10 protein-coding genes are annotated in these 14,391 nt (G+C 67.7%); 4 read left to right on the top strand and 6 right to left on the bottom strand.

Going from position 1 to position 14,391, the window contains the following annotated elements; all coding sequences use genetic code 11:
• Positions 1-174 precede the first annotated feature (174 nt).
• The 4 genes from PGN12_07145 to hflX all read left to right on the top strand — a co-directional run bounded on the left by PGN12_07145 (position 175) and on the right by hflX (position 5,966).
• Positions 175-2,412, top strand: a complete 2,238-nt coding sequence (locus PGN12_07145; GenBank protein MEH3103667.1) for an ATP-binding protein — start codon at positions 175-177, stop codon at positions 2,410-2,412.
• A gap of 5 nt (positions 2,413-2,417) precedes the next feature.
• Positions 2,418-3,788, top strand: coding sequence for a sigma-54 dependent transcriptional regulator (locus PGN12_07150; protein ID MEH3103668.1), 1,371 nt, complete (start codon positions 2,418-2,420; stop codon positions 3,786-3,788).
• A 365-nt stretch (positions 3,789-4,153) separates the two neighbouring features.
• A complete protein-coding gene (gene hfq / locus PGN12_07155; GenBank protein MEH3103669.1) occupies positions 4,154-4,663 on the top strand; it encodes an RNA chaperone Hfq in 510 nt (169 codons plus the stop codon).
• Positions 4,664-4,673: 10 nt separating this feature from the next.
• On the top strand, positions 4,674-5,966 hold the full coding sequence (hflX, locus tag PGN12_07160; protein ID MEH3103670.1) for a GTPase HflX: 1,293 nt from the start codon (positions 4,674-4,676) through the stop codon (positions 5,964-5,966).
• A 228-nt stretch (positions 5,967-6,194) separates the two neighbouring features.
• Here hflX and mazG read toward each other — a convergent pair whose 3' ends face one another.
• The 6 genes from mazG to sucD all read right to left on the bottom strand — a co-directional run bounded on the left by mazG (position 6,195) and on the right by sucD (position 14,372).
• Positions 6,195-7,001, bottom strand: a complete 807-nt coding sequence (gene mazG / locus PGN12_07165) for a nucleoside triphosphate pyrophosphohydrolase (GenBank protein ID MEH3103671.1) — start codon at positions 6,999-7,001, stop codon at positions 6,195-6,197.
• 120 nt (positions 7,002-7,121) lie between these two features.
• The gene (locus tag PGN12_07170) at positions 7,122-7,463 is read right to left on the bottom strand and encodes a GCN5-related N-acetyltransferase (protein ID MEH3103672.1); all 342 of its coding nucleotides are present in this window, start codon (positions 7,461-7,463) and stop codon (positions 7,122-7,124) included.
• 103 nt (positions 7,464-7,566) lie between these two features.
• Complete coding sequence (gene lpdA / locus PGN12_07175) at positions 7,567-8,967, bottom strand: dihydrolipoyl dehydrogenase (GenBank protein ID MEH3103673.1); 1,401 nt, start codon at positions 8,965-8,967, stop codon at positions 7,567-7,569.
• 129 nt (positions 8,968-9,096) lie between these two features.
• Positions 9,097-10,308 (bottom strand): 2-oxoglutarate dehydrogenase complex dihydrolipoyllysine-residue succinyltransferase, encoded by a 1,212-nt coding sequence (gene odhB, locus PGN12_07180; GenBank protein ID MEH3103674.1) that lies wholly within the window; start codon positions 10,306-10,308, stop codon positions 9,097-9,099.
• Positions 10,309-10,382: 74 nt separating this feature from the next.
• The gene (locus tag PGN12_07185; protein MEH3103675.1) at positions 10,383-13,352 is read right to left on the bottom strand and encodes a 2-oxoglutarate dehydrogenase E1 component; all 2,970 of its coding nucleotides are present in this window, start codon (positions 13,350-13,352) and stop codon (positions 10,383-10,385) included.
• Between the two features lie 129 nt (positions 13,353-13,481).
• Positions 13,482-14,372, bottom strand: a complete 891-nt coding sequence (sucD, locus tag PGN12_07190; protein MEH3103676.1) for a succinate--CoA ligase subunit alpha — start codon at positions 14,370-14,372, stop codon at positions 13,482-13,484.
• Between the last annotated feature and the right edge of the window lie 19 nt (positions 14,373-14,391).

Here is a 14,391-nt window from a genome sequence, read left to right on the forward strand (position 1 = left end):
ACGTGATCCGGGGTCCCGCTTCCTGGCCACGCCCGTAACGCTTGAACGCGGGGCCCCGGATCACGTCCGGGGTGACGAGGGATGGGCATACCGGCTCCACCCGCTTCCTGATCTGCATCACTCATCGGCAATTATGTGTTTTCCATGCAACACTGATGCTGTAGCGAGGGGGGAATGTTCGCAGGAGTGACATCCTCCTCCGCTTCCCCGCCCGGCGCGCTGCGCCGTGTAGGCGTGACACCGGCGATCGAGCTGATGGTGCTCGCCGCCGCGGTGGCGGTGGCGCTCGTCAGCTATTTCGCACTACGCGGGGAGGGCGATCCCGGCCGGTTGCTCGCGCCGCCTTTGGTCGCCTCGCTGCTCGTCGCCAATCTCGTCTGCGGAATCGCGCTGATGATGCTGTTCGGCCGGCGCGTCGCGCTGCGCCGCGCAGAGCGGTCGCCGGTCGGCGCGGGCGGCCGGCTGCACGTCCGGCTGGTGCTGCTCTTTTCGCTGGTCGCGGCAGTGCCGGCGCTGCTGGTGACGATCTTCGCCTCGCTGCTGTTCCAGTACGGCGTGCAATTCTGGTATTCGGATCGCGCGCGCGGCATGTTCGAGAACGCCGCCTCGATCGCGCAGGACAGCTATAGCCGGGAGATCGAGCGGGTGTCGCGCGAAGGTGGCACGATGGCGGGCGACCTTGCCAATTACCTCCGCGAAATGCCGATCGACAGCAAGCGCTTCCAGGAAGGATTGTTCTACCAGCTCTATTTGCGCAACCTGTCCGAGGCGCTCGTCGTCCAGCGCGGCGACGATGGCGAGATCCGGACGCTCGCCTTTGCCACTCCCTACAAAGGCGGGCTGGAAGGTGTCGTCAAACCGGACATGATCCGGCAGCTTGAGGGCGGCGCCAGCAGCGTTGTCGTCCGGCGGGCCGATCGCGTCGGGGCGCTGACCAAGCTCGAATATCAGCCGAACACCTACCTTTACACGGCCCGCGTTCTCGAAAAGCAGTTCGAGACGCAGACCAACCGCGGCGCGGCAGTGCTCGCCGATTACCGGCAGCTCATCGCCCGCGCGCGTTCGCTGCAACTGCAGTTCAACGCCGCGCTACTGATCGTCTCGCTGCTGATCGTCGGCGTGGCGGTGTGGATCGCGCTCACCGTCGCCGACCGGCTCGTCCGCCCGGTCGGCGAATTGGTCGACGCCGCGCGCCGCGTCGAGGGCGGCGATCTGTCGGCGCGCGTCCCCGAGACGCTGGAACGCGACGAGATCGGCACGCTGTCCAATGCCTTCAACAGCATGACCGCGCGGCTGGTCGCGCAGAACACCGCGCTCGTCACCGCCAACGCACAGCTCGACAGCCGCCGCGCGCTGATCGAGGCGGTGATGTCGGGCGTGTCGGCGGGGGTGATCTCGATCGACGCGCGCGATCGCACGATCCGGCTCATCAACAGCTCGGCGCAGACGTTGATGGGGCTCGCCGAGCCGCCGGTCGGGCGCAAGCTGTTTGACGTTGCACCAGAACTCGACGCGCTGCTCGACCAGCCGGGGCGCGAGGCGGCGGTGCAGCTCAACGTCGCGGGCGAGATGCGCACCTTCGCGGCGCGGATCGCGCGCGACGGCAGCGGCCCGATCATCACCTTCGACGACATCACGCAGCAACTTACCGATCAGCGCCGCGCTGCCTGGGCGGACGTTGCACGCCGTATCGCGCATGAGATCAAGAACCCGCTCACTCCGATCCAGCTTGCCGCCGAACGGCTCCAGCGTCGTTATGGCGGCAAGATCGATCCCGCTGACACCACCTTCGCGCGCCTTACGGACACGATCGTGCGACAGGTCGGCGACCTTCGGCGGATGGTCGACGAATTCTCGTCGTTCGCGCGGATGCCCAAGCCGATGTTTCGCGACGAGTCGCTGGTGGATATCGCGCGCCAGACGATGTTCCTCCACGAAGTCGCGCACCCCGGCATCCGCTTCGTGCTCGACCACGCCGACCCCGCGCCGTCATTGGTCTGCGACCGCCGCCAGCTCGGACAGGCACTGACCAATATCGTCAAGAATGCGGTCGAGGCGGTCGAGGAGGCCGACGCGAGCGAGGCGAGCATCACCATGACGCTGGCCGAAGCGGACGGCCGCGTAACGATCGCGGTCGCCGATACCGGGGTCGGCCTGCCGCTGGAGCGCGACCGAATCGTCGAGCCCTATATGACCACCCGCGCGCGCGGCACCGGGCTGGGCCTCGCGATCGTCAAGAAGATCGTCGAGGAACATTTCGGGACGATCAGCTTCGCGGATCGCCCCGGCGGCGGGACGATCGTCACTTTGTCCTTCGACACCGCCCCGCTCGCCGCGCTGGCCAGCGACGAGCATCTTCCTTCCCACGACGACGATCGCACGATCGCGGCGTTGACCAGAAATCGGATCTGAGCCCCATGGCGATCGACATCCTCGTCGTCGACGACGAACTCGACATTCGCGAACTCGTAGCCGGCGTGCTCGAGGACGAAGGCTATGACACGCGCATGGCCGGCGATAGCGACGCCGCGCTGGAGGCGATCGCGACGCGCCGCCCCAGTCTCGTGCTGCTCGACGTGTGGCTGCAGGGCTCGCGGCTCGACGGGCTCGACCTTCTCGAGGAGATCAAGCGCCGCGATCCATCGATTCCGGTGCTGGTGATCTCGGGGCACGGCACGCTCGACACCGCGGTCGCCGCGATCCGTAAAGGAGCCGCCGATTTCATCGAGAAGCCGTTCCAGGCCGAACGCCTCCTGCTGATGGTCGAGCGCGCGACCGAGACCGAGCGGCTGCGCGCCGAAGTCGCGTCGCTGCGTGCCGCGACGGGGCGCGGCACCGATCTGACCGGCAGCTCTACCGCTATCAACGCGGTCCGCGCGACCCTCAAGCGCGTGGCGGCGACCGGCAGCCGCGTGCTCATCATGGGCCCGGCCGGCGTCGGCAAGGAAGTCGCGGCCCGTCTGCTCCACGGCTGGAGCCAGCGCGCGCACGCCAATTTCGTGATCGCCAGCACCGCGGGGATGAATCCGGAGCGGATCGAGGAAGAGTTGTTCGGGGTCGAGGAGAGCGGCGACCTCGTTCGCACCGGGCTGCTCGAACAGGCGCATGGCGGGACCTTGTTCCTTGACGAGATCGCCGACATGCCCGCCGCGACGCAGGCGCGCATCCTGCGTGTGCTGACCGACCAAAGCTTCACCCGCGTCGGGGGGACGCGCGTCGTCAAGGTCGACGTCCGCGTCGTCTCCGCCACCGCGCGCGACCTGAGCGTCGAGATCGCCGAGGGCCGGTTCCGCGAGGACCTCTATTACCGGCTCAACGTCGTGCCGGTGACGATCCCGCCGCTCGCCGAGCGCCGCGAGGACATTCCCGCGCTGGTCGAGCATTTCGCCGCGCATTACGCCGCCGACCGCCGCGTGCCCCCGCCGGAGATCGCCACCGACGCGCTGGTCGCGCTGCAATCCTACGAGTGGCCGGGCAACGTCCGCGAGCTGCGCAACGTCGTCGAGCGGACGATCATCCTCGCGCCCGGCGACCGCATCGGCCGCATCGACCTCGACCTGCTCCCCGCCGAGGTGCTCGGCACGCAGGACGCCGGCACCGGCGCGAGCGCGATCATGGGCGCACCCTTGCGCGAGGCGCGCGAGACGTTCGAGCGCGAATACCTTCGTGTCCAGATCCGCCGCTTCTCGGGCAACATCTCGCGCACTGCCAGCTTCATCGGCATGGAACGCTCGGCACTCCATCGGAAGCTCAAGCTGCTCGGCATCACCGAGACACGCGAAGACTGATCCCGCCGTCACCCCGGCGAAGGCCGGGGTCCAGTTGGGAAGGCCGTCGTAAGGAAGCGCTGCGCGTCGTCACAATCGTTCTGCAGCTGGACCCCGGCCTTCGCCGGGGTGACGTAAGAGCTGTCCTACACCGTCCAACATCCGCTACGATCGACGCGGTCCCGCCGCTCGCCCGCCACCGAAACCGCGCGCCAACCCCGTTTGGCGCCACCTTCGCAAACTTCCGCCGCGCGCGCCGCCCGCATCTGGACGTTCGCCGACCGGAACCCTAACTTACGCCTGTCGTATTCCGATGCGATGCCACCGACGCCGGCAACGGCGCATCTCGCGGGGAACCTCCCGCCAAGAACAAGGACATTCTCTTCATGGCCGACAAGCCGACGTCGCTTCAGGACCTGTTCCTCAACGCGCTGCGCAAGTCCAAGACGCCCGTCACCATGTTCCTCGTCAAGGGGGTCAAGCTTCAGGGCATCGTCACCTGGTTCGACAATTTCTCGGTGTTGCTGCGCCGCGATGGCCAGTCGCAGCTGATCTACAAGCACGCGATCTCGACGATCATGCCCGCCGGCCCGGTCGACGTCGCCGGGATCGTCGGCCAGATGAATGACAATCCGCGCAAGCAGCCGCTGCTCCAGGACATCTTCCTCAACGCGGTCCGCAAGTCCGAGGACCCGGTGACGATGTTCCTCGTCAATGGCGTGATGCTGCAGGGCGCGATCGCCGGCTTCGACCTGTTCTGCATGTTGCTCCAGCGCGACGGCATGGCGCAGCTCGTCTACAAGCATGCGGTGTCGACCATCCAGCCGTCGCGCCCGCTCAACCTCTCCGACACCGGCGAGGATGACGACGATTCCGACGACGACGCGGAGGATTGATCCACTGTCCGTGACTTCCGGCTTTGAGCGCGACCGCGACGAATTCACCCGCGGCGCCCGCGCGATCGTCGTCTACCCCGACCTCGGCGGATCGAGCCGCGACGCCGAGGCGCGGCTTGAGGAAACCGCCGGGCTCGCCGAGGCGATCGGCGTGCTCGTCGTCGACCGGGTCGCACTCCGCATCCGCACCCCGCGCGCCGCGACCCTGCTCGGGTCTGGGCAGATCGAGGAACTCGCCGCGCGCGCGCGGATGGAGGAGGCCGGGCTGATCGTCGTCGACGGCAGCTTGACCCCGATCCAGCAGCGCAACCTCGAAACCGCGCTCGAAGCGAAGGTGATCGACCGCACCGGGCTGATCCTCGAAATCTTCGGCGAGCGCGCCGCGACCGCCGAGGGGCGGTTGCAGGTCGAGCTGGCGCACCTCGATTATCAATCGGGTCGGCTGGTGCGCAGCTGGACCCATCTCGAACGCCAGCGCGGCGGCTTCGGCTTCCTCGGCGGTCCGGGCGAAACGCAAATCGAGGCCGACCGCCGGCTGATCCGCGACCGCATGGCGCGGCTGCGGCGCGAGCTGGATCAGGTCACCCGCACCCGCGGACTTCACCGCGAGCGCCGGCAGCGCGCGCCATGGCCGGTGATCGCGCTGGTCGGCTACACCAACGCCGGCAAGTCGACGCTCTTCAACCGCCTGACCGGCGCGCACGTCATGGCGGAGGACCTGCTGTTCGCGACGCTCGACCCGACGTTGCGGCAGGTGTCGCTGCCCGGCATCGACAAGGCGATCCTGTCCGATACGGTGGGGTTCGTCTCGGAACTGCCGACGCAATTGGTCGCGGCGTTCAAGGCGACGCTGGAGGAGGTCGTGTCCGCCGACCTGCTCGTCCACGTCCGCGACGTCGCCCACCCGGACAGCGCGGCGCAAAAGGCCGATGTCGAGAGCGTGCTCGCCGAGGTCGGGGTGACCGAGACGACTCCGGTGATCGAGGCGTGGAACAAGCTCGACCTGCTGGATGGCGACGCACGCGATGATCTGCTCGCTGAAGCGGCGCGGCGCGACGACGTGGTGCCGCTCTCCGCGCTAACCGGCGAGGGTGTCGACGCGCTGGTCCGTCACATCGGCGACCTGCTGACGCAGGGGCACGTCCGCTACACGCTGGCGCTGGATGCGGCGGACGGGGCAGGGGCGGCGTGGCTCCACGCGCACGGCGAGGTGCTCGACAGTTATGTCGAGGACGAGCGCATGGTCTACGAGGTCCGCATGTCGCCAGCCGACCATGAACGCTTCCTCACGCGCGGGGAGTGATCCTTCCCGTCATCCCCGCGCAGGCGAGACTTCTGCGAACGTCATCCGTCATGCCGGACTTGTTCCGGCATCCACCGATCCGCGAACCCGCCAGCCAATGATGTCGAGGAACAGTGGACCCCGAAACAAGTCCGGGGTGACGGAGTACCGGGGACGATTTCCGGACCTTCGCAGAGGTCTCGCGCATGCGGGGATTCAGACGTGCCGGTGTCCGTGAGATTCGGGACGTCAGAGGTTCTGGATCCCCGCCCGCGCGGGGACGACGAACGCCTCTGAGGTCGTCGCCCCTGCTTCCGCCTCCGCCTCTGCCTTGACCCTCACCCACAGCGCCTCTTTCTCAGCCAGCGGCATCCCGGCGAACGCTGCCCCGGCCGCCGCCTCCATCGCCCGGAAGCGTCGCTCGAACTTCCCCGTCGCCGCACGCAACGCCGCCTCCGGTTCGACGCCCAGATGCCGCGCCCAGTTCACCACCGCGAACAGCACGTCGCCGACTTCGTCCGCCACCTCGGCCGGCGTCGTCGCCGCCGCGACCTCGGCCAGCTCCTCGTCGATCTTGGCCCGCGGGCCCTCGGTATCCGGCCAGTCGAATCCGATCCGCGCCGCACGGTTCTGGATCTTCTCGGCGCGCAGCAGCGCCGGCAACCCTCGCGCCACGCCGTCCAGCGGGCTTGCCGCGCCCTTGGCGGCGCGCTCGGCGGCCTTGACCTCTTCCCAGCGATGATGCCCGCCCTCGGCCTCGCCGCGGAAGATATGCGGGTGCCGGCGCTCCATCTTGTCGCTGATCGCCGCCGCCACGTCGTCGAACGCGAATGCGCCCGCCTCTTCGGCGATGCGGCTGTGGAACACGACCTGCAGCAGCAGGTCACCCAATTCCTCCTTCAACTCGGCCAGATCACCGCGCTCAATCGCGTCGGCGACCTCATAGGCTTCTTCGATCGTATAGGGCGCGATCGTCGCGAAGGTCTGTGCGCGGTCCCATTCGCAACCGTCCGGCCCACGAAGCCGCGCCATGATGGCGATCAGCCGTTCGATCATCTCCGCTTTCCTCGTCGACGGGCGCGCGATCCGCGCGCCACCTGTGCACGCTGGTGGCGCGCGCGGCGCGATCACGCAACTGTCGTCACGGCATCGTGGGACCTCTCCCCGAGAATGACGCTAGCGCGGGGTCTTTCCGCGCCACCGCAAGGACCGGGCGTTGAGCGCATGGAGATCGACCGCATCATTCGCCACCGCCTCTCCCAGCGCGATCGCGGCGTCCAGCACCGCGTCCGGTGCGTGCGCATAGGCGGGGCGGCGGGAAATGTGATCGTACCAGCGCCCGCCACAGGCATGGTCAAGCAGGATCCGCTGGAAGCAATGATCCGCGAGCACCGGCCAGTCGCGCGAGCGCGCGAGGTGCGGCAGCGTCTCGCGCGTCAGGGTGAGCCAGCGCCGTTCGCGCGCGTCACGCCCGGCGCGGAAGTGAGGAAGGTCCGCCATCGCCGTATAACGCCGCATCCGCGCCGGCGCTTGCGTACAGGCGAACAAAAAGCGGGGGTTGCCATCGGCAGCCCCCGCTTCGTCGCGGATCAGGCGTCAGCGAAGCACCACGGCGCCCGCGTCAGATGTGGATCGGCTTGCCCTGTACCGCCATCGCGGCTTCCTTGACGGCTTCCGAATGCGTCGGGTGCGCGTGGCAGGTGTAGGCGATGTCCTCGCTGGTCGCGCCGAACTCCATCGCCTGCGCCGCCTGCGCGATCATCGTGCCCGCGACGCTCGCGATGCACCACACGCCCAGCACGCGGTCGGTCTTGGCGTCGGCAATCACCTTCACCAGCCCGTCCGGCTCGTGGTTGGTCTTGGCGCGGCTGTTCGCCATCATCGGGAACTTGCCGACCTTGATCTGGCCCTGCTCGCGCGCGGCTTCCTCGGTCAGCCCGACGCCAGCGATCTCGGGCCAGGTATAGACGACCGACGGGATGATCGCATGGTTCACGATGCCGTGCTGACCGGCGATGTTCTCCGCCACCGCAATGCCTTCGTCCTCGGCCTTGTGCGCGAGCATCGGGCCGGGGACGACGTCGCCGATCGCCCACACGCCGTCCGCCTTGGTGCGGAAATCGTGGTCGATCTCGATCTGGCCGCGCTGGTTGGTCGACAGGCCGGCGGCCTCAAGGTTGAGCCCGTCGGTATTCGGACGACGCCCGATCGACACCAGCACATGGCTCGCCTCGATCGTCGTCGCGTCGCCACCCGCGGCGGGCTCGACGGTCAGGATCGCCTTGTCGCCCTCGACCTTGATCGCGGTGACCTTGGTCGACAGCTGGAAGTCGATGCCCTGCTTCTTGAAGATCTTGTTCGATTCCTTACGGATGTCGCCGTCGAACCCTGGCAGGATCTGGTCGAGATATTCGACGCACGTCACCTTTGCGCCGAGGCGGCGCCACACGCTGCCCAGCTCAAGCCCGATCACCCCGCCGCCGATCACGACCAGATGCTCCGGAACGGTCGGCAGGTCGAGCGCGCCGGTCGAATCCACGATAATCTTCTGGTCGATCTCGACGCCCGGCAGCGGCGTGACGCTGGAGCCGGTCGCGATCACGATGTTCTTCGCGGTCACGGTCTGCCCGGCGACATCGACGCTATGCGCGTCCTTGAACGCGGCGCGGCCCTTCAGCCACGTCACCTTGTTCTTCTTGAACAGATATTCGATGCCGCCGGTCAGCTGCTTCACCGCGTCGCGGCGCTGGCCGTGCATCGTGTCGAGATCGAGTTCGACCGTCGTCTTGATCCCCAGCTTCGCCATCGCGCCATTGGCGGCATGGTCGTACAGCTCCGACGCGTGGAGCAGCGCCTTCGACGGAATGCAGCCGACGTTCAGGCAGGTGCCGCCCAGCGTCTCGCGGCTCTCGGCGCACGCGGTCTTGAGCCCGAGCTGCGCAGCGCGGATCGCCGCGACATAGCCGCCGGGGCCGGCACCGATCACGAGGACGTCATAGTCGTACTGCTGTTCGTCAGCCATTTCCATGTCTCCACCCCGGCGCACGCCGGGGGCCAGTTACGGGCCGGAGATAGGGACCGCCGCGCCCGGTTACATCTGCTTTCCCAACTGGACCCCGGCGTTCGCCGGGGTGGTGCGTTGGGCTAGGTCTTACAGGTCGATCAGGATGCGCGTCGGATCCTCGATCGCGTTCTTCAGCGCGACGAGGAAGGTCACCGCCTCGCGGCCGTCGATCAGGCGGTGGTCGTAGCTGAGCGCCAGATACATCATCGGCCGCACCACGACCTGACCGTCACGCACCACCGGACGCTCCTCGATGCGGTGCAGGCCGAGCACCGCCGACTGCGGCGGGTTGATGATCGGGGTCGACATCAGCGAGCCGAACACGCCGCCGTTCGAGATTGTGAAGGTGCCGCCCTTCATCTCGTCCATCTTGAGCGTGCCGTCCTTGGCGCGCTTGCCGAAGTCGCCGATCGTCCTCTCGATGCCCGCGACCGACAGGTCCTGCGCGTCGCGGATCACCGGCACGACCAGGCCGTTCGGCGCGCTGACCGCGACCGAGATGTCGGCATAATCGTGGTAGACGATCTCGTCGCCCTCGACCGAGGCGTTGACCGACGGGATGTCCTTCAGCGCCATCGTCGCGGCCTTCACGAAGAAGCCCATGAAGCCCAGCCGGACGCCGTGCTTCTTCTCGAACAGATCCTTGTACTTGGCGCGCGCCTCGATCACCGCGGTCATGTCGACGTCGTTGAACGTCGTCAGCATCGCGGCGGTGTTCTGCGCTTCCTTCAGGCGCTTGGCGATCGTCTGGCGCAGGCGCGTCATCTTGACGCGCTCCTCCTTGCGGCCACCCGACGTCGGTGCCGCAGCCGGTGCGGCCTGCGCTTCCGGCGCGCTCGTCGGCTTGGTCGACGCCGCGGCGGCGACATCTTCCTTGGTCAGGCGACCGTCCTTGCCGGTGCCCTTGACCGTCGAGGGATCGACGCCGTGTTCGAGCACCGCGCGACGCACCGACGGCGACAGCGCCGCCGCGGCATCACCCGAGGGCGCGGACGAGGCGGCCGGGGTCGGGCTTTCGGTCACCGCCGGCTGCGGCGCGGCGCTCTTCGCCGGCGCGCCATCACCGCTCTCGATCGTGGCGATCAGTGCGCCGACCTCGACCGTGTCGCCGACCTTGACCGCATGCTGCCCCATTACGCCTGCAACGGGTGAGGGGACTTCGACCGAGACCTTGTCGGTCTCGAGGCTCGCAATGGGCTCGTCGGCGGCGACCGCATCGCCGGGCTGCTTCAGCCATTCGCCGACCGTCGCTTCGGTGATCGATTCGCCCAGCGTGGGGACCAGAACTTCGGTTGCCATCTCAAACCTCGTCGTCGCGGCCGTGGCCGTTAAGTGTCGTTAGCAGATCCCGGCGCATGCCGGGACCGTGATCGTCAGGCGGTTGGCGCCGCTGCCTTCTTCGTCGTCTCGGCCTCGCGCGTGCGGCGGATTTCGTCGCGCACGTTATGCCCCAAAGCGTCGGCGATCAGCGCGCCCTGTTCCGCCTGGTGACGCTTCATCAGGCCGGTGGCGGGCGAGGCCGCCGCGGTGCGGCCGGCATAGCGCGGCCGGGCGACGCGCGCCTTGGCGATGCCCAGCGCCTCCTCGATGAACGGCTCGACGAAGAACCAGTAACCGTTGTTGCGCGGCTCTTCCTGCGCCCAGATCACCTCCTCGAGGTTAGGCATCCGCGCGATCCGCGCGGCGAGCGCCTCGGTCGGGAACGGATAGAGCTGCTCGACGCGGACGATCTGCGTGTTCTTGTCGCCCGCTGCGTCGCGCGCTTCCATCAGGTCGTAGGAGACCTTGCCGGTGCACAGCACCAGCCGCTTCGTCTCGGTATCCGCCGGTGCCGACGGGTCGGAGAGGATGCGGCGGAAGTGCGAGTCGCCGAGGAAGTCCGCCGCGCTGCTCACCGCCAGCTTGTGACGCAGCAGCGACTTGGGCGTGAACACCACCAAAGGCTTGCGGAAGTTGCGGTGCATCTGCCGGCGCAGCAGGTGGAAGTAGTTCGCCGGCGTGGTGCAATTCGCGACCTGAATATTGTCGCCGGCGCACAGCTGCAGGAAACGCTCCGGGCGCGCCGAGCTATGCTCCGGACCCTGACCTTCGTAGCCGTGCGGCAACAGCATCACCAGCCCGTTGGCGCGCAGCCACTTGGCTTCGCCCGACGCGATGAACTGGTCGATCATGATCTGCGCGCCGTTGACGAAGTCCCCGAACTGCGCCTCCCACATCACCAGAGTCTTCGGGTCTGCGAGCGCATAGCCGTACTCGAACCCGAGCACGCCATATTCGGACAGCGGGCTGTCGAGCACCTCAAAGCTGCCGTGCGGGATCGTCCACAGCGGCACGAACTTGTGCTCGTCGGTCTGATCGACCCACACCGCATGACGCTGCGAGAAGGTGCCGCGGCCCGAATCCTGACCGGACAGGCGGACGCCGTAACCCTCGTGAAGCAGCGAGCCGAACGCCAGCGCCTCGCCGGTCGCCCAGTCGAAGTTGCTGCCGGTTTCGAACATCTGCCGCTTGGCGTCGAGCACGCGCGACAGCGTCTTGTGGATCGCGATCGTCTCCGGGACCGTGGTCAGCGTGCGACCGATCGAGTCGAACAGCTTTTGCTCGATCCCGGTCTCGACGCTGCGCCGCGCGCTTTCGGCGTCGGCAGGCGCGTGGAGCCCCGACCAGCGGCCCGCGAACCAGTCGGCCTTGTTCGGCTTGTAGCTCGCCCCAGCCTCGAATTCGCCCTCGAGCAAGGTCACGTACTGCTTGACGTTGTCGTCGACCCACGCCTGATCCACCACGCCCTCGGCGACCAGCCGCTTGCTGTAGATGTCGCTGACCGGCGGATGCTCGCGGATCGCCTTGTACATCAATGGCTGGGTGAAGCCCGGTTCGTCGCCCTCGTTGTGGCCGAAGCGGCGATAGCACCACATGTCGATCACGACGTCGCGGTGGAACTTCTGGCGATATTCGATCGCCATCTTGGTCGCGAACGTGACCGCCTCGGGATCGTCGCCGTTGACGTGGAAGATCGGTGCCTGCACGCCCTTCGCGACGTCGGACGGGTAGGGCGACGAGCGCGCGAACTGCGGGCTGGTCGTGAAGCCGATCTGGTTGTTGATGACGAAGTGGACGCAGCCGCCGGTGTTGTAGCCGCGAATGCCCGAGAAGCCGAGGCACTCCCAGACGATGCCCTGGCCCGCGAAGGCCGCGTCGCCGTGGATCAGCACCGGCAGCGAGCGCGAATGCGTCTCCAGATCGCCCGCGATCTGCTGGATCGCGCGCGTCTTGCCGAGCACGACCGGATCGGCCGCCTCGAGGTGCGACGGGTTGGCGACCAGCGACATATGGACCTTGTGCCCGTCGAACTCGCGGTCAGTGGAGGTGCCGAGGTGATACTTCACGTCGCCCGAGCCGCCGATGTCGTCGGGGTTGGCCGAGCCGCCGGCGAACTCATGGAAGATCACGCGCAGCGGCTTGCCCATGACGTTGGCGAGCACGTTCAGGCGGCCGCGGTGCGCCATGCCGAACACGATCTCGTTGACGCCCGCCGCGCCGCCGTACTTGATGACGCTTTCCAGCGCGGGGATCATGCTCTCGCCGCCGTCGAGCCCGAAGCGCTTCGTGCCGACATATTTGCGGCCGAGGAACTTCTCCCACTGCTCGGCCTCGATCACCTTGTTGAGGATCGCCTTCTTGCCTTGCGCGGTGAACTCGACCTGCTTGTCCTTGCCCTCCATGCGCTCCTGGAGGAACTTGCGCTCCTCGACATCGGCGATGTGCATGAACTCGAGCCCGACGTTGCCGCAGTAATTGGCGCGCAGCGTGTCGACCAGTTCGCGGATCGTCGCCCATTGCAGCCCCAGCGAGCCGCCGAGATAGACCGGGCGGTCGATGTCGCTGTCGGAGAAGCCGTGATATTCGGTGGTCAGATCGGCCGGCAGCTCGCGCAGGCCCGACAGGCCGAGCGGGTCGAGGTTGGCGGCGAGATGCCCGCGGACGCGATAGGTGCGGATCAGCAGCTGCGCGCGGATCGAGTCCGCCGCCGCCTTGACGATCGCGTCCTGCGACGGCGCTGCGGCGGCCGGGGCTGCGGCGGGCTTCCCGCCTTTTGCGGGCTTGGGCGCCGGCTCCATCTGCGTCGGGTCGAGCCCGGCGGTCAGGTCGTCGGTGGTGGTCAGTGGCCAGCGCTTGTTGGTCCAGGACGGCGCGCTCATCGAGCCTTCGAGCCCTTCGAAGAAATTGCGCCAGCCGGTGTCGACCGAATCGGGCGATTCCTTGAAGCGCGCATAGAGCGCGTCGATGAACTGGGGGCTGACGCCTCCGGCGATGTCGCTGAAATCCTGGCCTTCGTAGCCCATGTCACGCTTCCCCGGCCGCTCGGCTTCTCTCCTGTGCGTCACCCCGGCGAAGGCCGGGGTCCAGAGCCGCGAGCGGCCCGCCTGCCGCTCTGGATCCCGGCCTGTGCGCCGGGATGACGTCGGGTCGTCTTACTTGTTGAGCACGCTCAGCAGCGTCGAGCCGAGCTCCGAAGGGCTCGCCGCGACCTTGATCCCGGCGTCTTCCATCGCCGCGATCTTGCTCTCGGCATCGCCCTTGCCGCCCGACACGATCGCGCCGGCATGGCCCATGCGACGCCCCGGAGGCGCGGTGCGGCCCGCGATGAAGCCAGCCATCGGCTTCTTGCGGCCACGCTTGGCCTCGTCGATCAGGAACTGCGCCGCCTGCTCCTCGGCGTCGCCGCCGATCTCGCCGATCATGATGATCGACTGCGTTTCCTCGTCGGCGAGGAACAGCTCGAGCACGTCGATGAAGTTGGTGCCGTTGACCGGATCGCCGCCGATCCCGACCGCGGTGGTCTGGCCGAGCCCGGCGTTCGAGGTCTGGAACACCGCCTCATAGGTGAGCGTGCCCGAGCGCGACACGACGCCGACCGAGCCCTTCTTGAAGATGTTGCCCGGCATGATGCCGATCTTGCACTCGCCCGGGGTCAGCACGCCCGGGCAGTTCGGGCCGATCAGCCGCGACTTGCTGCCCGACAGCGCGCGCTTGACGCGGACCATGTCGAGCACCGGAATACCCTCGGTGATCGCGACGATCAGCGGCACCTCGGCATCGATCGCCTCGAGGATCGAATCCGCGGCGAAGGGCGGCGGCACATAGATGACGCTGGCGTTCGCGCCGGTCTTGGCGACCGCCTCCGCGACGGTGTCGAAGTTCGGCAGCCCCAGTTCCTCATGGGTGGTGCCGCCCTTGCCCGGCGTGACGCCGCCGACCATCTGCGTGCCGTAATCCAGCGCCGCCTTGGTGTGGAAGGTGCCGGTCTTGCCGGTCATCCCTTGCGTGATGACCTTGGTGTTCTTGTCGACGAGGATGCTCAATGTCGTCTCCCTAAATTCG

The organism is Sphingomonas phyllosphaerae (assembly GCA_036946405.1).
In the GTDB taxonomy this organism is placed as follows: Bacteria; Pseudomonadota; Alphaproteobacteria; order Sphingomonadales; family Sphingomonadaceae; genus Sphingomonas; species Sphingomonas phyllosphaerae_D.

What these genes read in the sequence shown, in the direction of transcription:
- PGN12_07150 (MEH3103668.1), top strand. Translation starts at nt 2,418, where the DNA reads ATGGCGATCGACATCCTCGTCGTCGACGACGAACTCGACATTCGCGAA.
- PGN12_07185 (MEH3103675.1), bottom strand. Translation starts at nt 13,352, where the DNA reads ATGGGCTACGAAGGCCAGGATTTCAGCGACATCGCCGGAGGCGTCAGC.
- mazG (MEH3103671.1), bottom strand. Translation starts at nt 7,001, where the DNA reads ATGATCGAACGGCTGATCGCCATCATGGCGCGGCTTCGTGGGCCGGAC.
- PGN12_07145 (MEH3103667.1), top strand. Translation starts at nt 175, where the DNA reads ATGTTCGCAGGAGTGACATCCTCCTCCGCTTCCCCGCCCGGCGCGCTG.
- lpdA (MEH3103673.1), bottom strand. Translation starts at nt 8,967, where the DNA reads ATGGCTGACGAACAGCAGTACGACTATGACGTCCTCGTGATCGGTGCC.
- odhB (MEH3103674.1), bottom strand. Translation starts at nt 10,308, where the DNA reads ATGGCAACCGAAGTTCTGGTCCCCACGCTGGGCGAATCGATCACCGAA.
- PGN12_07170 (MEH3103672.1), bottom strand. Translation starts at nt 7,463, where the DNA reads ATGCGGCGTTATACGGCGATGGCGGACCTTCCTCACTTCCGCGCCGGG.
- hfq (MEH3103669.1), top strand. Translation starts at nt 4,154, where the DNA reads ATGGCCGACAAGCCGACGTCGCTTCAGGACCTGTTCCTCAACGCGCTG.